The 24053-nt window shown below is 68.8% G+C and carries 24 protein-coding genes; 12 read left to right on the forward strand and 12 right to left on the reverse strand.

Annotated features, from left to right (window positions below; translation table 11 throughout):
- Position 1: 1 nt before the first annotated feature.
- Positions 2 to 646 (forward strand): hypothetical protein, encoded by a 645-nt coding sequence (locus ACIA58_RS09270; RefSeq protein ID WP_396403074.1) that lies wholly within the window; start codon positions 2 to 4, stop codon positions 644 to 646.
- Here the strand turns inward: ACIA58_RS09270 and ACIA58_RS09275 are convergent.
- From ACIA58_RS09275 to nhaA, 3 genes are read right to left on the reverse strand one after another with little or no spacing between them, the layout of a single operon-like run.
- Positions 609 to 1541, reverse strand: coding sequence for an alpha/beta fold hydrolase (locus ACIA58_RS09275; RefSeq protein ID WP_396403328.1), 933 nt, complete (start codon positions 1539 to 1541; stop codon positions 609 to 611). The two genes, ACIA58_RS09270 and ACIA58_RS09275, sit on opposite strands and share 38 nt — an antisense overlap.
- On the reverse strand, positions 1538 to 1981 hold the full coding sequence (locus tag ACIA58_RS09280; protein ID WP_396403075.1) for a phage holin family protein: 444 nt from the start codon (positions 1979 to 1981) through the stop codon (positions 1538 to 1540). The genes ACIA58_RS09275 and ACIA58_RS09280 overlap by 4 nt, the downstream gene beginning before the upstream one ends.
- Before the next feature lie 52 nt (positions 1982 to 2033).
- Entirely contained in the window at positions 2034 to 3248 is a 1215-nt protein-coding gene (gene nhaA / locus ACIA58_RS09285; protein ID WP_396403076.1) for a Na+/H+ antiporter NhaA, read from the reverse strand.
- Positions 3249 to 3498: 250 nt separating this feature from the next.
- On the opposite strand from nhaA, the gene ACIA58_RS09290 reads away from it, so the two are divergent.
- Both ACIA58_RS09290 and ACIA58_RS09295 read left to right on the forward strand, forming a co-directional pair.
- Entirely contained in the window at positions 3499 to 3945 is a 447-nt protein-coding gene (locus ACIA58_RS09290; RefSeq protein WP_396403077.1) for a CBS domain-containing protein, read from the forward strand.
- A 16-nt stretch (positions 3946 to 3961) separates the two neighbouring features.
- Positions 3962 to 5251 (forward strand): SLC13 family permease, encoded by a 1290-nt coding sequence (locus ACIA58_RS09295; RefSeq protein ID WP_396403078.1) that lies wholly within the window; start codon positions 3962 to 3964, stop codon positions 5249 to 5251.
- Here ACIA58_RS09295 and ACIA58_RS09300 read toward each other — a convergent pair.
- Positions 5233 to 5904, reverse strand: a complete 672-nt coding sequence (locus tag ACIA58_RS09300) for a haloacid dehalogenase type II (RefSeq protein ID WP_396403079.1) — start codon at positions 5902 to 5904, stop codon at positions 5233 to 5235. The two genes, ACIA58_RS09295 and ACIA58_RS09300, sit on opposite strands and share 19 nt — an antisense overlap.
- A 49-nt stretch (positions 5905 to 5953) precedes the next feature.
- On the opposite strand from ACIA58_RS09300, the gene ACIA58_RS09305 reads away from it, so the two are divergent.
- On the forward strand, positions 5954 to 6535 hold the full coding sequence (locus ACIA58_RS09305) for a TetR/AcrR family transcriptional regulator (RefSeq protein ID WP_396403080.1): 582 nt from the start codon (positions 5954 to 5956) through the stop codon (positions 6533 to 6535).
- Here ACIA58_RS09305 and ACIA58_RS09310 read toward each other — a convergent pair.
- Complete coding sequence (locus ACIA58_RS09310; RefSeq protein WP_396403081.1) at positions 6532 to 7479, reverse strand: glutathione S-transferase family protein; 948 nt, start codon at positions 7477 to 7479, stop codon at positions 6532 to 6534. The genes ACIA58_RS09305 and ACIA58_RS09310 overlap by 4 nt on opposite strands.
- Positions 7480 to 7680: 201 nt before the next feature.
- Here ACIA58_RS09310 and ACIA58_RS09315 point away from each other — a divergent pair, with 201 nt between their 5' ends.
- Positions 7681 to 8439: a GntR family transcriptional regulator gene (locus ACIA58_RS09315; protein WP_396403082.1), complete on the forward strand. Its 759-nt coding sequence runs from the start codon at positions 7681 to 7683 to the stop codon at positions 8437 to 8439.
- A 9-nt stretch (positions 8440 to 8448) separates the two neighbouring features.
- Here the strand turns inward: ACIA58_RS09315 and ACIA58_RS09320 are convergent, their stop codons facing one another.
- Genes ACIA58_RS09320 through ACIA58_RS09330 form a run of 3 tightly spaced genes read right to left on the reverse strand, consistent with a single transcriptional unit; the run spans position 8449 to position 10329 of the window.
- A complete protein-coding gene (locus tag ACIA58_RS09320; protein ID WP_396403083.1) occupies positions 8449 to 9000 on the reverse strand; it encodes an AAA family ATPase in 552 nt (183 codons plus the stop codon).
- Positions 9001 to 9006: 6 nt separating this feature from the next.
- Positions 9007 to 9681 carry an SIS domain-containing protein gene (locus tag ACIA58_RS09325; protein ID WP_396403084.1) on the reverse strand — a complete coding sequence of 225 codons (675 nt, stop codon included), beginning with the start codon at positions 9679 to 9681 and terminating at the stop codon, positions 9007 to 9009.
- Between the two features lie 45 nt (positions 9682 to 9726).
- Positions 9727 to 10329, reverse strand: coding sequence for an NAD(P)-dependent oxidoreductase (locus tag ACIA58_RS09330; protein WP_396403085.1), 603 nt, complete (start codon positions 10327 to 10329; stop codon positions 9727 to 9729).
- Between the two features lie 71 nt (positions 10330 to 10400).
- Here ACIA58_RS09330 and ACIA58_RS09335 point away from each other — a divergent pair, with 71 nt between their 5' ends.
- Complete coding sequence (locus tag ACIA58_RS09335; RefSeq protein ID WP_396403086.1) at positions 10401 to 10754, forward strand: winged helix-turn-helix transcriptional regulator; 354 nt, start codon at positions 10401 to 10403, stop codon at positions 10752 to 10754.
- A 56-nt stretch (positions 10755 to 10810) separates the two neighbouring features.
- Entirely contained in the window at positions 10811 to 11254 is a 444-nt protein-coding gene (locus tag ACIA58_RS09340; protein ID WP_396403087.1) for a MarR family winged helix-turn-helix transcriptional regulator, read from the forward strand.
- On the opposite strand, the gene ACIA58_RS09345 is transcribed toward ACIA58_RS09340, so the two are convergent.
- Positions 11255 to 11398 (reverse strand): hypothetical protein, encoded by a 144-nt coding sequence (locus ACIA58_RS09345; protein ID WP_396403088.1) that lies wholly within the window; start codon positions 11396 to 11398, stop codon positions 11255 to 11257. It lies immediately after the preceding gene.
- Positions 11399 to 11660: 262 nt separating this feature from the next.
- Here ACIA58_RS09345 and acs point away from each other — a divergent pair, with 262 nt between their 5' ends.
- Positions 11661 to 13595 (forward strand): acetate--CoA ligase, encoded by a 1935-nt coding sequence (gene acs / locus ACIA58_RS09350; RefSeq protein ID WP_396403329.1) that lies wholly within the window; start codon positions 11661 to 11663, stop codon positions 13593 to 13595.
- A gap of 53 nt (positions 13596 to 13648) precedes the next feature.
- Here the strand turns inward: acs and ACIA58_RS09355 are convergent, their stop codons facing one another.
- Positions 13649 to 14233 carry a peptidase inhibitor family I36 protein gene (locus ACIA58_RS09355; RefSeq protein ID WP_396403089.1) on the reverse strand — a complete coding sequence of 195 codons (585 nt, stop codon included), beginning with the start codon at positions 14231 to 14233 and terminating at the stop codon, positions 13649 to 13651.
- A 157-nt stretch (positions 14234 to 14390) separates the two neighbouring features.
- A complete protein-coding gene (locus ACIA58_RS09360) occupies positions 14391 to 14888 on the reverse strand; it encodes a hypothetical protein (protein ID WP_396403090.1) in 498 nt (165 codons plus the stop codon).
- A gap of 53 nt (positions 14889 to 14941) precedes the next feature.
- Between ACIA58_RS09360 and ACIA58_RS09365 the strand changes: the two genes are divergently transcribed.
- The 4 genes from ACIA58_RS09365 (at position 14942) to ACIA58_RS09380 (ending at position 19680) form a co-directional block, all read left to right on the forward strand.
- Positions 14942 to 15379 carry a hypothetical protein gene (locus ACIA58_RS09365; protein WP_396403330.1) on the forward strand — a complete coding sequence of 146 codons (438 nt, stop codon included), beginning with the start codon at positions 14942 to 14944 and terminating at the stop codon, positions 15377 to 15379.
- 128 nt (positions 15380 to 15507) lie between these two features.
- Positions 15508 to 17349: an asparagine synthase (glutamine-hydrolyzing) gene (gene asnB / locus ACIA58_RS09370; protein WP_396403091.1), complete on the forward strand. Its 1842-nt coding sequence runs from the start codon at positions 15508 to 15510 to the stop codon at positions 17347 to 17349.
- A 53-nt stretch (positions 17350 to 17402) separates the two neighbouring features.
- Entirely contained in the window at positions 17403 to 17822 is a 420-nt protein-coding gene (locus tag ACIA58_RS09375; protein WP_396403092.1) for a MarR family winged helix-turn-helix transcriptional regulator, read from the forward strand.
- Between the two features lie 133 nt (positions 17823 to 17955).
- Positions 17956 to 19680 carry a DUF222 domain-containing protein gene (locus ACIA58_RS09380; RefSeq protein ID WP_396403093.1) on the forward strand — a complete coding sequence of 575 codons (1725 nt, stop codon included), beginning with the start codon at positions 17956 to 17958 and terminating at the stop codon, positions 19678 to 19680.
- A 789-nt stretch (positions 19681 to 20469) separates the two neighbouring features.
- Here ACIA58_RS09380 and ACIA58_RS09385 read toward each other — a convergent pair.
- Entirely contained in the window at positions 20470 to 24048 is a 3579-nt protein-coding gene (locus ACIA58_RS09385) for a discoidin domain-containing protein (RefSeq protein ID WP_396403094.1), read from the reverse strand.
- Positions 24049 to 24053: the final 5 nt, after the last annotated feature.

The raw sequence follows: 24053 nt of genomic DNA on the forward strand, positions 1-24053 counted from the left end.
CATGCCCAAGCTGACCGACGACGAGCTCGGCGAGCTGCTCCGCGAAACCTTCGCCGACCGCGAGGCCTTGGTCGATCGCTTGCCCGCAGCAACGAAGCGTCCCAGCCGGCTTCCGGTGCTGCTGGCGGCGGCCGCCGTCCTCGCGGTCCTGGCCGGAGTCCTGTACGGCGTCAGCCGGATCGGGGCCGCTGCACCCGAACAGCCGGCTGCCACCCCGGCGGCCCGGACGGCCAAGGACGACGCACAGATCTGGGGCGCCGCGCTTGACCACATGCTCCGGACGGTGAGGCCGCCGGCGGGCTGGCGATCGGTGATCGTGCTCGACCTGTCCGACGTCGGGAAGGAGCATGCGCGCAAAGGCCCGCCGATCTCCGCCGCTCAGCGGGCGCTGATGACACGGCTGGTTCGCACAGCCGCACCGATCCAGTTCCACGGGGATATGCCACCGGCCGCGCCGACCTGCCGGGACAGCCGGGTCGGGGTGGTTCAGATCTTCGACGTGGTCGAGAAGGGCGACCATGCCGAGGCCGACGTAGCTCTCTTCCACGACTGCAAGCATTGGCAGACCGCGAAGTACCGCGTCGAGAAGGAGCGCACCTACTGGGTGGTCACGGCGACCCTGGCGGAGCATTCAGAGAGCTGGTAGCGCTCAACCAGTCCACGACCAGGCTGTTGAACAGCTCCGGCGTCTCCTCGTGGGGGAAGTGGCCGGCCGGCGCGACGAGTTCGTAGCGCAGTGGTGCGGTGACCAGATGCGGCGGAGTGGTCGCTGTGGGGGAGATCGCGGCGTCCTGTGCGCCGTGGACCTGCAGGACGGGTACGGCGATCGGCGTACGCATCCGGCTCGAGTACTTGCGGCCGTCCGGCCGGAGTCGTGAGCGGGCGAACCAGCGGTGGTACTCGAGGGCACAGTGCGGCGCCGGCCACACCTGGAGCGCGGCGCGATAGCGGCGAGACGCCTCCGCGTCGGGGAACGTGCCGTCCGGCGCGGCCCAGGCGCGGAGAAGGCCCTCGATGTGGGCGCCGTCCTGAGCCAGCAACCGACGCTCCGGCAGGATCGGCAGCTGGAACCAAGCCGTCCGGCTCAACGCCTTGGCCCTGCCCGCGCGGGCGAGCACGAGCGGATGCGGCGCCGAGACCGCGGCCAGTCCGCGGATCTGCCGGGGTGCCAGTACGGCGGCTGACCAGCCGATGAAGCCTCCCCAGCCGTGCCCGACGACCACGGCATCGGTGGCGCCGAGCGAGCGGATCACACCGGAGACATCGGCCGCCGCGGTGTACGGGTCGTAGCCACGCGGCGTCTTGTCACTGGCGCCGTACCCGCGCAGGTCCATCGCCACCGCGCGGTAGCCGGCGGACGCGACCACCGGCAGTTGGTGCCGCCAGGCCCACCAGAACTCCGGGAAGCCGTGCAGGAACAGGACGAGCGGGTCGTCCGCCGCGCCGCACTCCGCGACATGGAACCGGGCCCCGTTGGCCGCGACCAGCGAGTGCGACCAGGGGCCGTCGACCAGCAGGTCGACGACACCGGCCGGGCTCAGCGCCGTACGCCCGGCTCAGGCAGGGCCACGTGCTCGTCGTCGCCCTTGCCGATCGCCTTGAGCGCCTCGACCGACTCCTTCGAGGTCTCGATCGTCCGCTGCGGGCCTTTCGCGCTCTTCAGCGCCCGCATCCCGATGAAGACCAGGACCGCGCCGATCAGCAGGAAGGCGCCGGCCACGATCAGGAACGCGATGGCCGGGTGCAGTCCGGCCGCGGTCAGGCCGTACGCCGCGGAGATGCACAGCAGGATGACTGCGAGCAGCGCCAGGAACGCGGCCGCCGCGAACATCCCGGCTCCGGTCCCGGCCGCGACCGCGGTCTTCTTCAGCTCGGTCTTGGCGAGTTCGAGCTCGCTGCGGACCAGGCTGGACAGTTCCTTGCTGGCATTCGCGACGAGCTGGCCGACCGTGGGCTCGTCCCCGTTCTGCCCCATCGACATCGCAACTCCTTCCCACACGTCCGTAGCCCGACACTACAGTCCGTACCCGTGGTCAATCGGCGTACGCGCGGTTTCGGCGAGCCAGCAGGAGCGCGGCGATCAGCGCGGCCAGCACCGAGGCGACCAGTACGGCGGCCTTGGCGCGCTCGACCTGGGCAGCGTCCGATCCGAACGCGAGCTGTGCGATCAGCAGCGCGACGGTGAAACCGATGCCGGCCAGCACCGACACCGCGGCGACGTCTCGCCAGGCCAGGTCGGAGTTCAGCTCGGCTCGCGTGAATCGTGCGGTCAGCCAGGACCCACCGAACACTCCGATGGACTTGCCGACCAGCAGCCCGGCGACCACGCCGATCGCGACCGGGTCGGTCAGCATCTGATGCACGGCGGTCCCGCTCAGCGTCACGCCCGCGGCGAAGAGCGCGAACACCGGCACGGCGACGCCCGCGGACCACGGGCGCAACCTGTGCTCGATCCGCTCCGCCGGCGCGTGCTCCTCGCCCGGATCCGCGACCACGCGCGTCACGAGCCCGAGCGCGACGCCGGCGATGGTCGCGTGGATCCCGGACTCGTGCATGAACCACCAGGTCGCGAGTGCGATCGGGACGTACAGGAACGGCGTACGGACGCGTCGCCGCTGGAGGAAGTACCAGAGCGCGATCAGGGCGACCGCGGCGAGCAGCCAGAGCAGGTGGAATCCGTGCGAGAAGAACACCGCGATGACGAGGATCGCGCCGAAGTCGTCCACCACCGCAAGCGTGAGCAGGAACGCGCGCAGCGCGCTCGGCAGCGAGGACCCGACGATTGCCAGCACGGCCAGGGCGAACGCGATGTCGGTCGCGGTCGGCACCGCCCAGCCGTGCGGCTTGCCGTCCGCCGCGACCAGGTTGGTGATCAAGTAGATGATTGCCGGAAGCACCATTCCGGCGACGGCGGCGACCACCGGCACGACGGCCTCGTTGAGCTTCGACAGCGTGCCGACCACGAGCTCGCGCTTCAGCTCGACGCCGGCCAGGTAGAAGAACAACGCCAGCGCGCCGTCCGACGCCCAGGCCTCGACGGTCAGCGGACCGAGCTGGGCGTCGCGCAGGTGGTGGTACCCGTCCTGCCACGGCGAGTTCGCCCAGACGAGAGAGATCACAGCCGCCGCGAGCAGCAACAGCCCGCCGGTCGTCTCGGCGCGCAACGTCTCGGCGAGAAAGGCTCGCTCGCGGCCGAGAATGCGCGGGAAGGCGCGCTTGCGCTGCCGGATCCGTGGGTGCTCGCTCATGGACGGCCCTTCATTCGGGGTCGGTCGGTCGGAATGCCGACCAGACTTCCCGGCGCACCAGCCCACATTCTAACGGGTGGTGTTTGCCCCGGACAGCTTGTTGCGGCAGGGTTGGGCGCGGTGCGCCGGGAAGTCTGGTCGGCAAACTCGTGCCCTCGCCGGGCACGAGTCCGCTGCAGTTGCCCTGAGAGGTGCCAGAGCCCTGTGAGAGACATCACCGGATCACGCGGACCCGGCGTACGCTGCGAGCGTGCACGGAGAGCAGATAGCCGAAGACTTCCCGGTGGTCGGGCTGGACGACGACGCCCGCCAGGCGGTGGAGCTGCTCGCGTCGCACCGGCTGCCCGGGCTGATCGTGGCGCAGGCCGACGGAAGCCCGTGCTGTGTGCTGCCGGCCTCGCAGGTGGTCCGCTTCCTGGTTCCGTCGTACGTCCAGGACGACCCCTCGCTGGCCCGGGTGATCGACGAGTCGCTGGCCGATCGGGTCGCGGACAAGCTGGCCGGGCTGACCGTCCGGAAGCTGCTCCCGGCCGAACCGCGGGAGATCCCGGTCGTCAACCACGACGACACGATCCTGGAGATCGCCGCCGTGATGGCACGGCTGCGCAGCCCGCTCGTGGTCGTCGTCCGGGACCGGCACATCCTCGGCGCGGTCACGGCGTCCCGCCTGCTCGAGCTGGCTGTCACTCCGCACTGACGCGCGGGACGGCCGGATGACGGTCGTCGCCGTCGCGGTGTTCGTGATCGCCTACGTGCTGATCGCGACCGAATGGACGCACAAACTGCTCGCGGTGCTCGGTGCGGCCGGGGTGCTGTTCGCACTCGGGGTGACCGATTCCGAGCACGCGTTCTACTCCGCGGACACCGGCATCGACTGGAACGTCGTGTTCCTGCTGTTCGGGATGATGGTGATCGTCGGCGTGCTGCGCCGTACCGGCGTCTTCGAGTACGTCGCGATCTGGGCGGCCAAGCGGGCCAAGGGATCGCCGTTGCGGATCATGATCCTGCTGACCCTGATCACCGCGACGGCATCCGCGTTCCTGGACAACGTGACCACGGTGCTGCTGATCGCGCCGGTCACGCTGCTGGTCTGCGACCGACTCGGCATCGACCCGGTCCCGTTCCTGATCGCGGAGGTGATGGCGTCGAACATCGGCGGCGCCGCGACCCTGATCGGTGATCCGCCGAACATCATCATCGGCAGCAAGTCGGGCCTGACCTTCAACGACTTCCTGCTGAACCTGACGCCGCTGGTCGTGATCGAGCTGGTCGTGTTCTGCCTGGTGCTGCCGTGGCTGTTCAAGGGCTCGTTCGCGGTCGATCCCGAGCGGGTGAACGACGTGATGCGGCTCAACGAGCGGGAGGCCATCGAGGACCGGAGGCTGCTGATCAAGAGCGGAGCCGTCCTGCTGGTCGTGTTCGTCGGCTTCGTCGGGCATTCGTTCCTGCATATCGAGCCGTCGATCGTGGCGTTGCTCGGAGCCGGTGTGCTGGTGCTGATCTCGAAGGTGCCGACCCGGCACTACATGTCCGCGGTCGAATGGCAGACCTTGCTGTTCTTCGCGGGGTTGTTCGTGATGGTCGGCGCCCTCGTGAAGACCGGCGTGATCGCGAACCTCGCGGATCGGCTCGGCTCGGTCATCTCCGGGCACGCCCTGCTGGCCACGATGCTGATCCTGGTCGTCTCCGCGATCCTGTCCGGCGTGATCGACAACATCCCGTACGTCGCGACGATGAGTCCCGTCGTACTTGAGCTGACCAAAGGCATCGCCGATCCGGGACAGGCCCACGCGCTCTGGTGGGCGCTCGCGATCGGCGCCGACTTCGGCGGCAATGCCACCGCGGTCGGCGCCAGCGCGAACGTGGTCGTGATCGGTCTGGCGCTGCGGGCCGGGTCCCCGATCAGCTTCTGGGCGTTCACCCGCAAGGGCGTGGTGATGACCGCGATCACGATCCTGGTCGCCGCACCGTACCTCTGGCTGCGCTACTTCGCCTTCTCCTGAAGGGCATCTGCCAGCGCTTCGAAATCGGGTGCGACGACGTCCGGTGCGAGGAACGACTTCGGGTACGGCGTTCCGCGGCGGTCGACGTACAACCCCTGCAGGCCGGCCCGGCGGGCGCCGTCGATGTCCCACGGGTGGACCGCGGCGAGCCCCATCCGCTCCACCGGAACTCCGCACACCTCGGCGGCGTACCGGTAGGCGCCCGGGTGCGGCTTCCAGCGCTGCGGTGTGGCCACCTCGAGGCGGTGCTCGAGGAACGGCATGATCCCGCCCTTCTCGAAGACCTGCTTCGACATCGCCGCCGACCCGTTGGTCAGGGTGACGATGCGGATGCCGGCCTCGTGGATCCGGCGCAGCCCTGGTTCGACGTCGGGGTGCAGCGGGAGCCGGGTGAATCCGGACAGCACGCTCGCGATCGTCTCGTCGTTGGGGTCGATCCCGGCCGCGATCAGCTGTGCCTCCAGGAGCTCGGCGGCGAGCGCGCGGAAGTCGGCGTAGGCGTCGACCGCGGTCAGCGCGAACCCGTCCCGCAGGGTTGCCGCGAACCAGGCGTCGAGGCTGTGCCGGGGCAGGCCGACGGCCTCGAACCCGTCCCGCAGCGGCTCCATGTCCGTCAGGGTCTCGTTGACGTCGAGCACCAGTACGTCGATCATCAGGACTCCTCATATCTTGGATCGGTCGTTCCAAGATATGATGCCGGGTATGCCCGATGTCAAACATTTCGACGAGGCGGAAGCGCTGGCGACCGTCGAGCAGCTGTTCTGGCGCCGTGGGAGCGCGGCGACCGGGATCCAGGACGTGGTCGCCGCGACCGGGTTGAGCCGGTCGAGTCTCTACAACGCGTTCGGCGGCAAGGACGAGCTGTACGCGGCGGCGGCCCGGCGCTACCTCGAGCACCGGTCGCGGCCGATGTTCGACCAGTTGGCCGCGGACGGTCGCGGGCTGACGGCGGTGCGCGCGTTCTTCGACCGGCTGCTGCGGTTGCGGCTGTCGGGGGAGTACGCCGGCTGGGGTTGCATGATGGCGAACGCGAACGCCGAGAGCCCGCCGGACGCCGTACGGGTCGTGCTGTCCGAGCATCACGCCGTACTGCGTGATTCCCTGGCGGCCGCGCTGACGGTTGCTCAGAGCAACGGTGAGTTGCGCTCGGGGACCGACGTCGACGGTGCGGCCGAGCTGATGACCTTGCTCGCCTACGCGGTGAACCTGCGCTCGCGGTCGGGCGCGACGCGGGCCCAGCTCAAGGCCGCGGTCGGCGCCGCGATGGCCGCACTCGCCGCCTAGCTGGTCCAGACCCGCGGATCGGGGCCCTTCGGGACGATGCCGGTCGGGTTGATGTTGTTGTGGGTCGCGTAGTAGTGCCGCTTGATCTGGTCGAAGTCGACCGTCTCACCGAAGCCCGGGCGCTGGTACAGGCGGCGCGCGTACGCCCACAGGTTGGGGAACTCGGTCAGCTTCTGCCGGTTGCACTTGAAGTGACCGTGGTACACCGCGTCGAAGCGGACGAGCGTGGTGAACAGCCGGATGTCCACCTCGCGGAGCGTGTCGCCGAGCAGGTACTCCCGGTTCTGCAGCCGTGCCTCCAGTACGTCGAGGCGGGCGAACAGGGCGTCGTACGCCTCGTCGTACGCCTCCTGGCCGGTCGCGAATCCGCAGCGGTAGACGCCGTTGTTGACGTCGCGGTAGATCTCGTCGATCAGGACATCCATCTCCTGGCGGTCCGGTGGGATCAGCTGCGGCGCGCCGGGCTTGTGGAAGTCGGTCCACTCGGTGGATAGGTCGAGTGTGATCTGGGGGTAGTCGTTCGTGACGACGTCGCCGGTCAACGTGTCGATGATCGCGGGCACGGTCACGCGGCCGTCGTACGCCGGGTCGGTGCGCAGGTACGCCTCGGAGAGGAACTTGATGCCGAGCACGGGGTCGCTGTCGTCCGCGTCGAGGGTGAAGCGCCAGCCGCGCTCGTCACGGATCGGGTCGACGACCGCCAGGCTGATCGCGTCCTCCAGGCCGAGCAGCCGGCGGACGATGACGGAGCGGTGCGCCCACGGGCAGGCCAGGCTCACCACCAACCGGTACCGTCCCGGCTCGACCGGCCAGCGATCGTGCTCGTCCGGACCCTCGCCCGGCGCCGATGTGGAGTCCCGGGTGATCCGGCCGGTGAATCTGTTGCCCTGCCGCTTCCACTCGCCGGTCGACGACGTCTGCTGCACGATCTGTCCCGGGGCCATAACGACAAAACTACCCCTGCTGGGAATTGGCTGAGGCTGTGGATCGTCACTGGCCGTGAGGCGGCACTGGACGTTACAGTCGGGCTGACAAGGTCGTTCATGACAGAGTGGTCGCGGACGTCTTGCGCGGTGCGACTCGCCGCGGCCCGCGTACCCCGGCAACCGGTTTGCCGGGCAGATTCCCAGGGATAATGAGACCTCATGGCCCGCCCACGGAACAACCCCGGCGATCTCGCCGAGCTCCCTACCGAGCTGCGGCCCGACCGTCCGAAGGGTGACCAGATTCGCGAGATTCTGGAGAACCTCACCCGCTCGCTGGCCGTCGGCACCGTGCTGCCGTCCGAGCGCGTCCTGGCCGAGCGCTTCGGCGTGGCCCGGATGACCGTCCGCCAGGAAGTGGACCGGGTCGTGGCCGAGGGCCTGGCCAACCGGCGCCCCGGCGGCGGCACCTTCGTCGCCGAGCCCCGCCCGTCGCGGATGCTCGCCTCGTCCTTCAGCCAGGACATGATGAACCGCGGCATCCAGCCCGGCGCCAAGGTCCTCGAGCATCGCGTCGGCGCCGCCGACGAGGGCCTCGCCCGCGAACTCGAGGAGCCGATCGGCACCCCTGTCCTGCACCTCGTCCGCCTCCGCACCGCCGACGGCGACCCGATGGCGATCGAGCGCACCGCCCTCTCGCTGCAGCGCTACCCCGGCCTCGACGAGATCGACTTCGCCGAGAAGTCCCTCTATACCGAGCTCTCCAGCCGGTACGGCGTGACGCTGGGCATGGTCTCCGCCTCCATCGTCGCCGCCCCACCCGAGCCGCACGACGCCGAACTCCTCGAGATCGACAACTCCACCCCCTGCCTCATCATCACCTCGGCCCCCCGCACCGCCACCGACCAGGTCATCGAATTCGGCCGCTCGGTCTACCGCTCGGACCGCTACGACATCACCGTCGCCTACCGCGCCACCTGAGGCTCTCGCCTAGAGCTCCAGGTAGGTCTCGATCTCCGTCATGATGAGGTCTATCGGCTTGGCTGCGTCGACCTGTAGGTAGCCGTCGGCGGGGCGTTTGGTTCGTTGGAGCCAGGTTTGGAAGAGTTGTTCGCCGTCGGTGTCTGTGTCGCCTGCGTCTACGGCGTGCAGGTTGATGGCTCGGCGTTGGCTCCGTAACGGGATTCGGGAGTTGAGGCGCTGGTCGAGCAGGGTGAGGTCGTCCGTGTGGGATTCCACGTACTTGTAGGCGGCGCCCCGCTCATCGGCCATCGCACGGCCGGTCTCGAGGATCTCGTCGTACCCGCAGGGGCTGTCGATCACCACGCTCAAACCCTGGTCCAAGAAGCTTCGTGTGAGCGCGTACACGACCGGGTACGCGACCCGGCCGCTTGCCTCGACGGGCACGCCGCCGTCGAGCACCGCGCTCCTGATGACATCGAGATCCACGACGGCCGCGCCGTACCGCGAGCCGACGTGGCGCGCGATCGTGGACTTCCCGGATCCCGGAGCGCCGGACATCTGCAGAAGGAACTGCCTCATGGCTGCCTAGACGTTCAGACTGCGCAGAACGTTCGGAGTTTCGCCGCGTTCGGCCAGGCGGGTGACAACTTCGACGGTCAGCGCCTGCACGAGCATCGCCCCGACCATCGTCGAGGTGGCGCCGGTCCGTTCCGGGCTGCCGTCGACGTCGATCAGCGCGTCGCCCGGTACGCCGCAGTTGTCGATCACCACGTCAGCGGTCTCGAACAACCGCTGCCCACCCGGAGCCCGCGAGGCGGTCGAGGTGGTGTGCGCCATCGACGTCAGCGCGATCACCTGCGCACCCCGCTCGCGTGCACCGAGAGCGAACTCGACGGGTACTGCGTTCCGCCCGGAATTCGATGCGATGAGTACGACATCGCCGGACTCCAGCTGATTGATCTCCAGCAGTACTGCGGCCAGCCCGGGCAGCCGTTCGAGCAGGGAGCTCTTCTGCAACCCTTCGTGCAGCATCAGCCCCGGCTCGAGGATCGCGCGTACGTCGGCCAGCCCGCCGGCGCGCCCGTACAGCTCCTCGGCCAGCGTGTGGCTGTGCCCGGTACCGAACACCCAGAACCGCTTCCCGCCGGCGAGCGCCTCCACGACCAGCCCCGCCGCCACCCGGACCGCCCCCAGCTGCGTCTCGGCTGCCTGATGCGCGATCGCCAGCGCCTTCCCGAAGTACTCCTCAGCCCCAGCCATACGCCGAACCTATCGCCCGCGCTCCGCAACCCGCGAGGACCCCGTCTAGACCACTACTCCGATCGCGGTGCCGTGATTCGCCGGGTGATCCACTTCGTCGACGAGCGCGACCGCGAGATCGGCGTACGAGATCCGCCCGCCGGCGTCCGCCGGTACGACGCGGTACCGGCCGCGACGGGCCGGATCGGCGCGGTCGAAATCCCCGGCCGGAGCGATCGAGACCCAATCGAGCGGGGACGCCGCGAACACATCCAGCGCGGCCTGATGCGCGAGGAAGAACGACCGGTACTCCCGTGGATATCCCTCGGTATCCATCAGCAACGTCCCGTCGGCAGTCGGGAGGATCGACGCGAGGCCGACCCACACCAGCCGGTTCACACCAGCCTTCGAGAGCCCCTCGACCAGCGCGTGCGCCGCCGTCGGAAAGAACACGCCTGGGTCGCTCCCACCGTCGTACACGGCCGCGATCACCGCGTCGTACCCCACCGCAAGCTCCGCGACACGCACCGCGTCGGTCACGTCCCCGACGACCACGCCTTCCGCCGCCGCGCGGGCGACCCCGACCACCTCATGCCCCCGCGCCAAGGCCTCCTCCACAGCTGCCGCCCCGGCCCGCCCCCGCGCGCCGATCACCAGAATCTTGCTCACCGCAACCTCCTCGAATTAGGTACGGCGACCGTAGGCGGGACCGTGGTTACCGATTGGATACCTTGGTAGGTGTGGAGGCGCTCAGAGCGGATATGTTCGAGGAGATCTGCCCGTCGACGCTGCTGCCTGTCCGGGTCGGCGGCGACAAGTGGGCGGGCCTGATCCTTCGCTGCCTGGAGGACGGCCCGCGGCGGTACTCCGAGTTGCGCGTGCCGCTGGCCCGCGTCAGCCCGAAGGTGCTGACCCAGTCGCTGCGCTCGCTGGAGCGTGACGGGTTCGTCCGACGGACGGAGTGCGCCGCGCCGGTACGGCGTGTCACGTACGAGTTGACCGGCCTCGGCCGCAGCCTGCTCGAGCCGTTGCGGGAGTTCTGCACTTGGGCCGAGGACCACTGGGACGAGCTCCTGGACGCCCGCGAATCGTAGGGAGCGCCAACGCTGGGGTCACCGGGGACGAACCTGTCTGCGCTTAGACTGCCCGGGTGGACGAGCAGACTCCGAACGCCCTGACCCAGTTGCCGAGTTGGTTGCTGACCCAGAGTGCGGCCCAGGCGCACCGGATCGTCACCGAGTCGTTCGCTGCCGGAGGTGCGCGGGCGTACCACTTCCGGCTGCTCGCGACGCTGGTGGAGTTCGGGCCGGCCAGCCAGGCGGCGCTCGGGCGGCGCAGCTGTATCGACCGCAGCGATGTGGTTGCCGCGCTCAACGAGCTGGAGGGCGACGGGTACGTCGAACGGAGCCCGGACCCGGCCGATGCCCGGCGCAACATCATCACGATCACCACGGCCGGCAAGCGCCAGTACAAGCGGCTCACGAATCTGGTCGGCAAGGCGCAGGAGGAGATCTTCGCGCCGCTCTCGGCCACCGACCGGTCCCGTCTGAGCGCGATCCTCACCAAGGTCCTGGCCTACCACCAGGAGCAGTAGCTACCCGTTCGGCAGCTGGGCGCGAGCCGCCTGCTGGGTCCGCCGCACCCGCAGCTCGCGAGCGTGCACCCGCCGCCGAGCGGCCCGGGAGATCTTCCGCGGCTCCTCGCTGAGAGGACTCGGCAGCTGACGGCTCGGCTCCATCGCATTCACATCAGCTCCGATGCGCGCTCGGCCTCCGTGGTTCCGCCGGACGACGAATTTCTCGCCCGCCGGACCCGGAATCGGGCGTCTTCGGCGCAGATTCGAAGCGTCTTGGCGATACTGCGGTTCCGTGTCGGGGGTCGGCGTTGGTAGAAAGGTAGCGGGCGCTCCAGCGCGCCGAAGCCAGCGAGGAGGAGTCGTCGACGTGACGAATGCAGAGTCACCCAAGCCCGAGGCCCAGTCTGAGGCGCTGTCGAACCTGATGCACGAGGAGCGCAGGTTCGAGCCGCCGGCCGAGCTCGCCGCCAGCGCGAACCTCAAGGCGGACGCGTACGACCGGGCCGCCGCGGACCTCGAGGGGTTCTGGGCCGAGCAGGCCAAGCGGCTGACCTGGGCCACCGAGCCGACCGAGACGCTGGACTGGAGCAACCCGCCGTTCGCGAAGTGGTACGCCGACGGCAAGCTCAACGCGGCGTACAACTGCGTCGACCGGCACGTCGAGAACGGTCTCGGCGACAAGGTCGCGTACTACTTCGAGGGCGAGCCGGGTGACACCCGTGAGATCACCTACGCCCAGCTCAAGGACGAGGTCAGCAAGGCGGCCAACGCGCTGCTCGAGCTGAACGTGCAGCCCGGCGACATCGTCGCCATCTACATGCCGATGATTCCCGAGACCGTGGTCGCGATGCTCGCCTGCGCCCGGATCGGCGCTCCGCACACGGTCATCTTCGGCGGCTTCTCGTCCGAGGCGCTGAAGGACCGGATCCTGGACTGCGACGCGCGGGTCGTGATCACCTCCGACGGTGGCTACCGCCGCGGCGCGCCGGCCGCGCTCAAGCCCGCCGTGGACGCCGCGCTGGAGGACTGCCCCGACGTGCGCAACGTGCTCGTCGTGAAGCGCACCGGCCAGGAGACCGCGATGGCCGACGGCCGCGACCTCTGGTGGGAGGACTTCGTCGGCAAGCAGTCGGCGGACCACACGCCCGAGGCCTTCGACGCCGAGCACCCGCTGTACGTGATGTACACGTCGGGCAGCACGGGCAAGCCGAAGGGCATCCTGCACACGACGGGCGGCTACCTGGTCGGCACGTCGTACACGCAGTGGGGTGTGTTCGACCTCAAGCCGGACACCGACGTGTACTGGACCGCGGCCGACATCGGCTGGGTCACCGGGCACAGCTACATCGTGTACGGCGCCCTCGCGAACGCGACCACCTCCGTGCTGTACGAGGGCACCCCGGACACCCCGCACCAGGGCCGCTGGTGGGAGATCGTCCAGAAGTACAAGGTCTCGATCCTGTACTGCGCTCCGACCGCGATCCGCACCTTCATGAAGTGGGGCGCCGACATCCCGGCGAAGTTCGACCTGTCGACGCTGCGGGTGATCGGGTCGGTCGGCGAGCCGATCAACCCGGAGGCCTACGTCTGGTACCGGGAGAACATCGGCGGGAACAAGGCGCCGGTCGTCGATACCTGGTGGCAGACCGAGACCGGGATGCACATGATCTCGCCACTGCCGGGCGTGACCGCGGGCAAGCCGGGTGCCGCGATGAGGGCGATTCCGGGCGTGTCGGTCGACGTGGTGGACGACGCGGGCAACTCGGTGCCGGACGGGTCCGGCGGGTACCTCGTGATCACCAAGCCGTGGCCGGCGATGCTGCGGACGCTGTGGGGCGACGACCAGCGCTTCATCGACACGTACTGGTCGCGTTGGCCGGGCGTGTACTTCGCCGGCGACGGCGCGAAGAAGGACGAGGACGGCGACCTGTGGCTGCTCGGCCGCGTCGACGACGTGATGAACGTGTCGGGTCACCGCCTGTCGACGACGGAGATCGAGTCCGCCCTCGTCTCGCACCCGAAGGTCGCTGAGGCCGCCGTCGTCGGCGCGTCCGACCCGACCACCGGCCAGGCGATCGCCGCCTTCGTGATCCTGCGCTCCGAAGCCGGGGACGGCGGGCCTGACGTGGTCCAGGAGCTCCGCAACCACGTGGCCAAGGAAATCGGGCCCATCGCCAAGCCACGCCAGATCATGGTCGTCTCGGAGCTGCCCAAGACCCGCTCCGGCAAGATCATGCGCCGCCTGCTGCGCGATGTAGCCGAGAACCGCGAGGTGGGCGACGTCACGACCCTCGCCGACTCCACCGTCATGGACCTCATCAAAACCAACCTGGCAGCCGGCAAGTCCGACGAAGACTGACCCGTCCGAACGACAGAAACCCCCGGCCGAGCCGGGGGTTTCTGTCGCTGTGCTCAGTTGCAGGGCTTGATGTAGTACGTCGAGCGCGTCAGGTTCTTGTCGATCAGGGTGTCGTACGACGGCGCGCCTGGCGTCTGATAGATCGGCGCGTGGTAATAGTGCCGGAACTCGGCCCGAGTGCCCTTGGATTGGTTGTTCACCCAGGACTGGATCGTGTAGGGGGTGGCGTACTCGCGGCAGTGGTAGAGCATGTGCATCGTCCCGGCGAAGCGCGCGCCGGTGTAGACACACATGTAGTGGTACGGGCACCGGTACATGGTGCCGCGAGGTGCTGCCAGGTTGCGTACCGACGACTCGCCTGGGAGCGGGACGACGGTCTTGCCGCCGTTCCATTCGACCTCGTTGGCCGCCACCTGCTTGCCGCCCGTCGCGGCGACCTCACGGTCGACGGTCGCCTGCAAGGCGCTGGCCTGGTCCGCCGACAGTCCCGCCGCCCTTACCTGGCCGGCGAACTGGGCTCCCGGGTGCTGGGCTGCCGGGTGCTGGTCCGCCTGAGCGGACCCGCTGACAGCCACCGCCGCCACTGTCAGTGCCGCGGCCGAAGCGAGCGTCACGATTCCTGCGATCAACTTGCGCATGCGTACTTCGTCCTTCGAGTTGTGCGCGATGGTCAGAAACCCTGACCAGCAGGCAATGCCCGGACGGTGACGAAGCCTTGCTGGAAGGACGTGACCGTAACAGCGGTTCGAGCCGACCGAGATGACTTCGAATCGGTTCGAACTCTGCCCGGCCTCCTCAGAAGGCCGGAAGCTGTTCGAGGGTGACTATCTCCGGGGGTGGGAAGGCCTGAGACTCGCCGACGGGGCCCTCCTCCTCGCCGCGGAGGTACCGGTTGATGAAGCGTTGGGTCTGGTCGAGGACGGTGGCGCACTGGGCGGGTGTGATCTGGCCGGTGCGGAGGGCGTCGGCGAATTCGTCGAGGTCGAGGATTTGGTAGCGGTTGGCGGCGGGTGGGAACAGCAGGTCGACGTACAGGTCGTGGACCAGCAGGCCGGTGTCGGTGTGCTCGATCTCGACGAGGTCGACGTACCACCAGCCCTCGACCGGGCCCTCGAAGACGGCCGGCTTGGTCAGTTGGATGCCGTCGTCGAGGAGGAGGTAGCTGCGGTCGACGGTGGGTCGGCCGGGCACCTGATACTCGGGCAGGATCTTGACGTCGTAGGCGACAACATCTCCGACCCGCCGGCCGGGGCACCACTGGCCGCTGCGATGGAATACCTGTATCTCATCCACCGCGCGACCCTTTCACGGAATGGACCCCGGGTGGGGCTTACCGTCGTGGAGTGATGGCCGTGCTTGCGATTGTTCATGCGGGGCTGGCTGCGGCTTGGGTCGGCGGGATGGCCTACTCGTTGTTCGTGGTGCAGCCGAAGTTGAAGCGGTACTTCGGGGCGGACGGGGACGCCCGCGAGCAGCTCACGGCGGTGATTGCCTCGGGCAACCGGTGGAAGGTGGTCGGGCTGATCGGGGCGATCGCGCTCACCGGGGTGGTGATGCTGGTGATCGACCACGACGACTGGTGGATCCACGCGGTCAAGGGTCTGCTGCTGCTGATCGCGAGCGGGATCTTCTGGTACGTGTCCTGGCGCCACTGGCCGCAGCGTGTGTTCGCGACCGCGGCGGAGCTGCCGGCGCTTCAACGCCGCCTGATCGTCCTCGCGACGACCATGCTCGGCCTGGCCGGATCAGCGTTCGCGCTCGGCGTGCTCGCGGTACATCTCTGAACCGGCCAGCTTAGGCCCGACAGCGGCGGACGAGGCTGAGAGCTTGGTCACGGAAACGATCGCTTGTGTCACTCATCGCGAGAAATACATTGGAGTGGAATGCATCTCGCGAGGAGAGGAGCGACCGTATGTGTGGCATCACCGGGTGGGTGGCGTACCGGCAGGACCTCGGCGCGGAGCGGGAGGTCGTCGACGCGATGACCGAGACGATGTCGTGTCGCGGGCCGGACGCGAGAGGCACCTGGTACTCGCCGCACGTCGCGCTCGGGCACCGCAGACTCGCGGTGATCGACCTCCCAGGCGGCGAGCAGCCGATGACCACCGAGGTCGTCCACGACGGCCGGACGACCACGCTCGGGATGGTCTACAGCGGTGAGGTCTACAACTACACCGAGCTGCGCGACGAGCTCCGCCGCCGCGGGCACGCGTTCACGACCGACTCGGACACCGAGGTCGTGCTCCGCGCGTACGTCGAGTGGGGCATCGCGTTCGCGGAGCGGCTGAACGGGATGTACGCGCTGGCGATCTGGGACCCGCGGACCGAGACCCTGGTGATGGTCCGCGACCGGATGGGCATCAAGCCGTTCTTCTACTACCCGACCGCGGACGGCGTGCTGTTCGGTTCCGAGCCGAAGGCGATCCTGGCGAATCCCGCGGTACCGGCCGTCGTCGAGGTCGAAGGGCTGCGCGAGCTGCTCACCGTGTCGAAGTCGCCGGGCAAGTCGTTGTGGGCCGGGATGTTCGAGGTCGAGCCGGGCACCGTCGTCACGGTCGACCGCGCCGGGATCCACCGCAGTACGTACTGGCGCTTGGAGACCAGGCAGCACACCGACGACCAGGACACCTCGGTCGCGCACATCCGGGAGCTGCTCGACGACATCACCCGCCGGCAGCTCGTCGCCGACGTGCCGCGGTGCGTGCTGCTGTCGGGCGGGCTCGACTCCAGCGCGATCACGGCGCTCGCGGCGGGCCAGCTGGCGGAAGAGGGGAAGAAGGTCCGCAGCTTCGCGGTCGACTTCGTGGGGCAGGAGGAGAACTTCCAGCCGACGGAGCTCCGCGGTACGCCGGACACGCCGTACGTGCATGACGTCGCGGACCTGGTGCACTCGCAGCACTCGGACATCGTGCTGGACAACGCCGTACTCACCGATCCGGACATCCGGCGGAAGGTGATCCGCGCGAACGATGCCCCGCTCGGCGGTGACATCTTCAATTCGCTGTACCTGCTGTTCGCGGCGATCCGGGAACAGTCGACGGTCGCGCTGTCGGGCGAGTCGGCGGACGAGGTGTTCGGCGGGTACCTGTGGTTCCACGATCCCGAGGTGCGGAACCGGCCGATGTTCCCGTGGATCGCCTATGCGCTGTCGCGGCGGGAGAGCGGTCAGGTTCACGCACTGCGCAAGGACGTGCTGAAGCAGCTTGATCTCGGCGGGCATCTGCGGGACCGGTACGCCGAGGCGGTGAGCGAGGTCCGGCGGCTCGACGGGGAGTCCGACGACGAGTGGGCGATGCGGAAGGTCTGCTATCTGCACCTCACCCGGATGGTGCGGATCCTGCTCGACCGCAAGGACCGGATGAGCATGGCGGTCGGGCTGGAGGTGCGGGTCCCGTTCTGCGATCACCGGCTGGTGGAGTACGTGTACAACACTCCGTGGTCGCTGAAGACGTTCGACGGGCACGAGAAGAGCCTGCTGCGGGCGGCGACCAGCGACGTACTCCCGCAGTCGGTGGTGGATCGGCGGAAGTCGCCGTACCCGCAGACCCAGGATCCGGCGTACGTCGAGGCGCTGGCGGCGCAGGTGCTTGAACTGGAGGCGGATCGGCACCCGGTGTTCGAGCTGGTGGACCGGGAGAACGCCGATCGACTGGCTCGATCAGCCGACGGAACCGCCCGGCGGCTGCTGGAGCAGACGCTATCGCTGGCGACCTGGCTCGACCTGTATCAGCCCGACATCAGGCTCTCGCTGTAGGAGTTGTTTGGCTGCCTGTGCCAGGATGGCGCTTCCCCTCGGAGGTGATCGACATGGCGGCGGCGGAGACTCTGCTACTCCTGGTGAGCATGCACCGGATCGTCAGGCACCTGCGCCGGAGCAGGACCACCGCGGTCATGCATCCGACGCAGTTCCTGGCGCTGATGCTGATCGCCGACGAACAACCGATCCGGATCGGGGAGATCGCCAGCCGGGTCCCCTGCTCGCAGCCCACCGCGACCACGACGGTCGCGGCGCTGGAGGAGGCGGGCCTGGTACGCCGCGAGCCGGACCCGGTCGACGGCCGCGCCACCGCCGTCGTCCTCACCGAGGCCGGCGCCGCCACCGTCCAAGCCTCCGGCCAGCAAGCCGCCGACGAACTGGCCAACCTCCTCAACCGCCTCCCCGAAGCAGACCAAGCGCTGGTCCTCAAGGCCGGCGAAGCCTTGTCCCGCATGGCCAAGGACCTTTAGCGCCGACCCGACCGGCGCTCTGGTTGCCTAGGGCAAGATCCACAGGCCGTTCGATAGTGTGGATAGCCAGATCCCTTGTTTTCAAGGGATCTGGCTTTGAAAACTGTCGGAGGCCGCGGCTAGGCTTTGGTGCATGGAACTGCTGGACGAGCGGCCACCCGAGCTGATGAGCGAGCACGAGCTCCTGCTCGCCCTCGACCACAACCACGCAGACCTCGCCCGCCAGGAGACGTACCGGCTGCGATTGGTCGCCGCCTTGGACAAGACCGGCCACGCGGAGCGCGTCGGTGCGCGGGACACGGTCCAGTTCATCGAGTACCGCTACCGCCTCGACCACCAGCGCGCCCGCCGGGACGTCGCACTGGCCAACGCCCTTCCGAAGTACGCCGCCGTCAGCGCAGCCCTCCCAGTGGACGGACCGCTGGAGGATAGTCAGGCCGAGGTGATGTTGCGGCCTGCGCAAGCCGAAGCGATTGTGCTAGAGCTCGAGAAAGCACCGTCAACCGTCCCAGTCGCCGACCTCGAGTGCGCCGAACAGGAGCTGGTTCGCCTCGCCCGCTACCTCCCGCCGGCCGAGCTCCGCAAGGCCGCCGTCCAGGCACGCGACATCCTCGACACCGACGGCCCCGAGCCCGAGGAGCAGAAGGCCTCCGCCCGCGAATCCCTCACCCTGACCAACGCCGACCGCGGCGTGAAGTTCAGGGGCTACCTCGCCAACGAGAACGCCGAACTCCTCCGTGCCCTGATCGTCGCCGGCGCCCGTCCCCGCAAAACCCTGGAGGGCGACCCTGACCCGCGCTCCCGCGAGAAGCGTCAGGCGGACGCTCTCAGCACCGCGTTGACCCTCGCCGCAACCGCCCTCGACGCAGGTGTCTCCTCACCCACCATCCCCCGGCCGACAGCACCGAAGTCCGCCAACGAAAACACCGCGGCCGGCTCCGGGGACAGCGCCGGGCACAGCGCGGCGCCGGGCACGGGCGAAGGCGCGGGGACTGGCGCGAACAATCATCGGGCGGGTGACGATGTGGTGCCTGGATTCGGGGCGAAGGCGAACATCACCGTGACCATCGACCTGCAAGACCTGAAGGCAGCCACCGCGGACGCGATCGGGCAGACGGTCTACAACAGCGGACTGTCCGCGGCCGCCATCCGGCGGCTGGCATGCGATGCGAAGGTCATCCCGGTCGTCCTCGGCTCGACATCGGAGCCGCTCGACGTCGGCCGCGCCGAACGCCTTGTGACCAAGGGGATCCGCCGCGCTCTGAACACCCGTGACCGCGGCTGCGTCGTGTGCGGAGCTCCGCCCGTCATGTGCGACGCGCACCACCTGATCTCCTGGATCGACGGCGGCGAGACCAAGGTTTCGAACCTTGTGCTGCTGTGCCGTCGCCACCACACCGACCTCCACGCCGGCCACTGGCGCATCACGATCCTCGACGGCGTCGTGAATGTCGCCCGCCCCGGCTGGGCAGACCCTCCCTCCCCTCGGGTATTCCGACCACCGGCCCGCGCCGACGCACCCCAACCGCCGGTCGAGGATCCATCATGCCCCGATCCGCCACTGGTTCACCGCCCTAGGCGATCAGCCCGAGCACCTGAGCCATCGACTCGCGGCTTCGCACGGGCCCATCGTCCAGGCGATGCGCTCGCGTCCACCGCCACCCCAGACCCCCGAACTGCGCGGCGAACACCCGAGCCGTGGGGCGGGACACCTATGCCCGCAGCCTCTGCGAGCGGATTGCGGCCCAGTCGCTGGAAGTCCGACGACGTAACCCTCGCGGAGGCAGCACGGTTCGCAGTCTGGGGCCCCAACACCACAACCGAAGCCGATGTCCCCCCACCCTTCGCAACCCTCTGACCCACGGCGCCGCACCCCAAGCCCGGCCCCGCTCCGCGCCACACCCCAGGCCCCGGACTCCACCCTCGCGTTCCGCGCCGTACTCCCGGGGCCGCGGACTCCGTGCTTGGTGTTGCGGGCTGTAGTCCGGGGGTCGCGGGCTCCGTGCTTGGTGTTGCGGGCGGTACTCCGGGGGTCGCGGGCTCCGTGCTCGGTGTTCCGGTCGGCCGGCTGCACGGCTCGCACGCTGGGTTCCGGGTTCCGTGCTGCGGGCTGGTCGGTTGGACGGTTCGGACTGTGCGTTGTGGGCTTGGTGTTCCGGCGGTCGGCGCCGCGCCTCGCACCTGGTTCCACGTTCCGCGTTCCGCGTTCTGGGCTCCGCGCTTCGCGTTCAGCGATTGCTCCGCGTTCCGGGATGCGTGCCTGTGTTCTGCTTTTCCGAGTCCGCGCCTCGCGCTTCGTGCTTCGCGCCTCGCGCCTCGCGCCTCGGGTCGGACCCACGGGCGGGGAGGTGACGCTCGCGGAGGCGGCACGGTTGGCCGTATGGGGTCCCGACACACAAGCGAAGCCGACGCCGGCCCCCAGCCTTCGCAGCCCTCTGACCACCCCGGCGCCTCTTGACCGTGCAACCACGACTCCGCTTCGGGCTCCGCGCCCGGGCCTCCGCTTCGGGCTCCGGGCCCGGGCCTCCGCTTCGGGCTCCGCGCCGGGGCTCGGGCTCCGGGGGTGCGGACGCCTGGCGCCGGGGGAGTGCGCACGCGTGGGGTGGGGTGCGCACTCCCGGGAGCTTCCGTCGTGGCCGGAGAGCGGCTAGTTGCGGTGGATGGTGAAGGTGGTGGTTGTGTTTTGGATGTCTACTGCGTTGTTGGTGAGGGTTAGGTTGTTGAAGGTGGCGGAGCCTGCGGCTGGGCCTTGGCCGGGTTCGGGGAGCTCGTTGGCCCAGATTCCGAAGCCGGACTTGGCGTCGAAGGCGTCGCCGGATTTGTGGGCTCCGGAGATTGTGGTGTCGGTGAAGACGGTGTCCGCGACCGGGAACTGCGGCTGTCCGCCGACGTAGTTCGTCTGGAACATGATTCCGCTGTAGGTCGGATCGACGACATCGAGATCATTGACGCGAATTCCCTGGAAGATCTTCGACGCCGAGAAGATCCACACGCCGGGGAAGGCTTGATTGCCCCAGAAATGCCCGCCGGACCGCACGACCGAAGCATTCTCGAAGACCGTCGGCGGTGTCGCCCCGAAGCCGTTCATCGGAATGCCGAAGTCCAGCGAACTGATGGTGATCCCGGGATACGTGAGCATGTCCGCGGCGTACAGGTTCCGGAAGATGTTGTTCGTCCCGCCGTACACCGCGAACCCTGCCGCCCGCCACGTCAGCGACGCCGACAGGTTCTCGAAGACGTTGTCCCGGACCTCGCCGCCGCCGTTGTCGGTGGCGTTGAAGAGCGCGAAACTGTCGTCTCCGGTCGAGCGTGCGTCGTTGTTGCTGACGGTGTTACCGGCCGATCCGTTCGTCATGTTGATGCCGTCGGCGAACGTGTCCCGGATGCGCGAGTTCTTGATCACCGAGTTGTCGGTGTTCGCGCCCCAGTACAGGCACATCTGGTGCTCGATCCAGATGTTGTCGATCGTCATGTTCGACGTACCCGCGAAGTTGAACACCTTCCCGGGCCCGTCGTTGCGGCTGTCGTAGTTCCCGAAGTACGAGAACCCGCTGAACGTCGACCCGTTCGCCGACGACTGCGAGTCGAACCCGACATCGGTGTTCGACTGGTTCTGCGGCGCCACGAACCGCGTGAACCAGGGCCCGGCGCCGACCACGCGGATCGCCCGGCCGTAGACGTTGAACTTCGACGACGTCTGGTACTCACCGGCCGGCAGATACACGCCCTGCAGCGTCGTGTCCTGCCGCACTCGGTCCAGCGCGCTCTGCACGTCCTGCTGGGTGAACCCGGCCGGCGTCACGAACCCGGCACCCGGATTCGCGATGGCCGAGACCGCCTCGGTGTCGATGAAGTCGATCGAGTATGTCGTGCCGTTCGACGGATCCTTCTGCAGCCGGATCTTCGTGCCGACCGGATAGGTCTGGTCGAGCATCAGGTTGGCTTCGTCGTAGATGTGCCGCGCCGGTCCCGACCCGGGCGAGTTGTTCGGCGACGCCTCCGCGCCGTACAGCCAGGCGTACTTCGAGGTCAGCGGCAGCGTCTTCGCGAAGGTGCCGTTGATGTACACGCTGATCGACGAGCTCTGGCCGCCGCCACCGGCGGAGTCCGGCATCGAGAAGCGCGTGACGAGCGTGTTCGTCGAAGCCCGCGTGGTGAACTCGACGTACGCGCCGTTCGAGTTGAGCGTCACCGCCCGCCGCCCGGATGCCTCACCGGCGAGGTCGCCGATGGTCCGGTTCGGTCCGATCACGGCCGCGCCACCGCCGACCGAGGCGTCCTCTGCCTCGAGGTGGTCGTACGGCATGTTCGCGCCACGACCGACGAACAGCGGCCGTTCACTGGTGTTGTTCGTCCGCTTCACCGGCAACTCGTTCGCGTCGTCGGCCAGCACGACCCGCACCGTGTAGCGCCCGTTCGCCGCCGTCCAGTTGCCCAGCGCAACAGCAGGGGTGGTCGCACCGGCGGCGATCGCGCCGTTGTACGAACCGGTCAGCGTCGTGACCACGGTCGACCCGTTCAGCACCGTCAGCGTGATCCCGTGCGCACCAGACGCAGAGGCGACGCTGCCTTGGTTGCGCAGAGCAACGGAGAAGGCGACGGAGTTGCCCGCCGACGGGTTGCCCGGCGTCCAGTTGACCGCCGACGCGACCAGGTCCGAACTCGCCACCGGCGTCACCACAAGGGGTCCGGAAGCGGCGGCGGTGTTGTTCCCCTCGTTCTGCTCGATCACCGAGTTGGCCTCGTCGACCTTCGCGCTCAACGCGTACGACCCCGCGTCCCGCGTCCCGATCGATGCGCTGACCGTCGTCGACGCGCCGGCCGCGAGTGCGCCGACCGCCGCCGTACCGACCTTCGTCCCGCCGAGGTAGAAGTTCACGTCTGTCGCCGCGGAGCCCGCTGTACCGCCGTTGTTGACCGTCGCGCGGACCGTGATCGCATCGGTCTCGACCGGCGACGTCGGCGTCCAGCTGACTCCCGACAGGGTGAGATCCGGATTCGGCGCCGGTACGCCGAGCACCTGTAGCTCAGCGACCTGGCCGGCCGGGGCGCCGGTGTTCCCGGTGAAGTTCAGCCGTACGTCGGCCACGCGGGCGCTGACCGGGATCGTGACGCTGTTGCCGGAGCCCGGAGCGAAGTTGTACGCCGCACTCGGCACGATCGTGGTGAACCCGGAGGCGCTCTGCTCGCGACCGAGGATCGAGAACGTCTGCGTCCTGGCGCCCCATGCCGCGTCGGGGTTGAGCCGGACGACGATCGAGCTGAGGTCCGCGTTCGCGCCGAGCTGCGTCGTCAGCGTCGCCGGGTTGGCGTTGCCCTCCCAGTACGTCGTCACGTCGTCGTCGTTCGCGTTCGCCGGTACGTAGGTGAAGGTGTAGCCGGAAGCAGTGATCGGCTTGTGCAGCGCAAGATTGCTGCCCGGACCGCCGCTGCCGTTCCGGGTCACGACCCCGCTGTTCGCCGATTGGTTGCCCGCAGCATCCTTCGCGCGGACGAAGTACGACACGGACACGTTGGCCGGCTGGTTGTCGGTGTACGTGAGCACGTTGCCGGCCACGCTGGTGCGCAGCTGACCGTTCGCGTAGACGTCGTACCCGGTGACGCCGACGTTGTCGCTCGACGCATTCCAGGTCAGCCGGATCTGCCCGGCACCGGGCTCGGTGAAGGCCAGGCCGCCCGGGGCGGTGGGAGCCTGGGTGTCACCGGTCGCCGGACCGTAGACCTCGAGCTCGGACAGTTGCCCGGCCGGCCAGCCGGTGTTCGCGGTGATGCGGATCCGGACGTACCGCGTGGTCGCCGTGCCGTAGTTGACCGTCACGGTGTTGCTCGGCGGGCTGAACGCGCGCGCCGCGGATGCGGACAGGTCGGTGAAGTTCTGCCCGTCGACGCTGCCCTGGACCGCCAGGGTCTCGTCGCGGGCGGCCCAGTCGGCGGTCGGCAGCTTGAGCACGACCTGGTTGGTCGCGACCGACGAGCCGAGGTCGACCTGGACCCACTGCGGGAACGCGTTGCTCGCGCTCTCCCAGTAGCTGCCCTGGTTGCCGTCCGTCACATTCGGCGCGGCGTAGGTCTGGGTGCTGCTACTGGCCGAGGCGGCTTTGCCGGCGGCGAGGTTGGGTCCGGCGAGTACGGCGGCCCGCGCGGCGGGCGCCGGCCGGACGAGTGGTGCGGCCGCGAGACTCGCAGCCAGCAGGGCGGTCAGCAACCGCCATCTCGGAATACGCATGGGCT

Source organism: Kribbella sp. NPDC051586, assembly GCF_044453965.1.
Taxonomy (GTDB): domain Bacteria; phylum Actinomycetota; class Actinomycetes; order Propionibacteriales; family Kribbellaceae; genus Kribbella.

Coding starts and splice junctions, on each gene's coding strand:
- ACIA58_RS09295 (WP_396403078.1), top strand. CDS start 3,962: ATGACGGTCGTCGCCGTCGCGGTGTTCGTGATCGCCTACGTGCTGATC.
- ACIA58_RS09300 (WP_396403079.1), bottom strand. CDS start 5,904: ATGATCGACGTACTGGTGCTCGACGTCAACGAGACCCTGACGGACATG.
- ACIA58_RS09305 (WP_396403080.1), top strand. CDS start 5,954: ATGCCCGATGTCAAACATTTCGACGAGGCGGAAGCGCTGGCGACCGTC.
- ACIA58_RS09355 (WP_396403089.1), bottom strand. CDS start 14,233: ATGCGCAAGTTGATCGCAGGAATCGTGACGCTCGCTTCGGCCGCGGCA.
- ACIA58_RS09270 (WP_396403074.1), top strand. CDS start 2: ATGCCCAAGCTGACCGACGACGAGCTCGGCGAGCTGCTCCGCGAAACC.
- ACIA58_RS09310 (WP_396403081.1), bottom strand. CDS start 7,479: ATGGCCCCGGGACAGATCGTGCAGCAGACGTCGTCGACCGGCGAGTGG.
- ACIA58_RS09345 (WP_396403088.1), bottom strand. CDS start 11,398: ATGGAGCCGAGCCGTCAGCTGCCGAGTCCTCTCAGCGAGGAGCCGCGG.
- ACIA58_RS09385 (WP_396403094.1), bottom strand. CDS start 24,048: ATGCGTATTCCGAGATGGCGGTTGCTGACCGCCCTGCTGGCTGCGAGT.
- ACIA58_RS09315 (WP_396403082.1), top strand. CDS start 7,681: ATGGCCCGCCCACGGAACAACCCCGGCGATCTCGCCGAGCTCCCTACC.
- nhaA (WP_396403076.1), bottom strand. CDS start 3,248: ATGAGCGAGCACCCACGGATCCGGCAGCGCAAGCGCGCCTTCCCGCGC.
- acs (WP_396403329.1), top strand. CDS start 11,661: ATGCACGAGGAGCGCAGGTTCGAGCCGCCGGCCGAGCTCGCCGCCAGC.
- ACIA58_RS09365 (WP_396403330.1), top strand. CDS start 14,942: ATGGCCGTGCTTGCGATTGTTCATGCGGGGCTGGCTGCGGCTTGGGTC.
- asnB (WP_396403091.1), top strand. CDS start 15,508: ATGTGTGGCATCACCGGGTGGGTGGCGTACCGGCAGGACCTCGGCGCG.
- ACIA58_RS09380 (WP_396403093.1), top strand. CDS start 17,956: ATGGAACTGCTGGACGAGCGGCCACCCGAGCTGATGAGCGAGCACGAG.
- ACIA58_RS09325 (WP_396403084.1), bottom strand. CDS start 9,681: ATGGCTGGGGCTGAGGAGTACTTCGGGAAGGCGCTGGCGATCGCGCAT.
- ACIA58_RS09320 (WP_396403083.1), bottom strand. CDS start 9,000: ATGAGGCAGTTCCTTCTGCAGATGTCCGGCGCTCCGGGATCCGGGAAG.
- ACIA58_RS09280 (WP_396403075.1), bottom strand. CDS start 1,981: ATGTCGATGGGGCAGAACGGGGACGAGCCCACGGTCGGCCAGCTCGTC.
- ACIA58_RS09375 (WP_396403092.1), top strand. CDS start 17,403: ATGGCGGCGGCGGAGACTCTGCTACTCCTGGTGAGCATGCACCGGATC.